Origin of the sequence: Catenuloplanes japonicus (genome assembly GCF_000717135.1) — a bacterium.
Lineage (GTDB): Bacteria > Actinomycetota > Actinomycetes > Mycobacteriales > Micromonosporaceae > Catenuloplanes > Catenuloplanes japonicus.
Map to the genome: position 1 here is coordinate 1 of NZ_JNXY01000098.1, position 359 is coordinate 359.

At 66.0% G+C, this 359-nt stretch carries 1 protein-coding gene; it reads left to right on the top strand.

Translation table 11 applies throughout. The annotated features are described in order from the left end of the window. Positions 1-359, top strand: a 359-nt coding sequence (locus tag OP04_RS48155; protein WP_198154335.1) for a KUP/HAK/KT family potassium transporter, incomplete at both ends; no start/stop codon positions are given.

Genomic DNA, 359 nt, shown 5'->3' on the forward strand with positions numbered 1-359 from the left:
GTGGGCGCGATCGGTGTCGTGTTCGGTGACATCGGCACCAGTCCGATCTACACGATGCAGATCGTGTTCAACCCGGCCGACCCGCACCCGGTCCCGGTCAGCGACGGCAACGTGTTCGGCGTCGTCTCGCTGATCTTCTGGTCCGTGATGATCATCGTGACCGTCACCTACGTCCTGCTGGCCATGCGGATCGACAACGACGGCGAGGGCGGCATCATGGCGCTCATCTCGCTGCTGCGCCGCCAGGCCACCGCACCGTCACGCAAGACCGCGCTGATCCTGGCCGCGCTCGGCATCTTCGGCGCGTCGCTGTTCTTCGGCGACAGCATGATCACCCCGGCCATCTCCGTGCTCTCCGC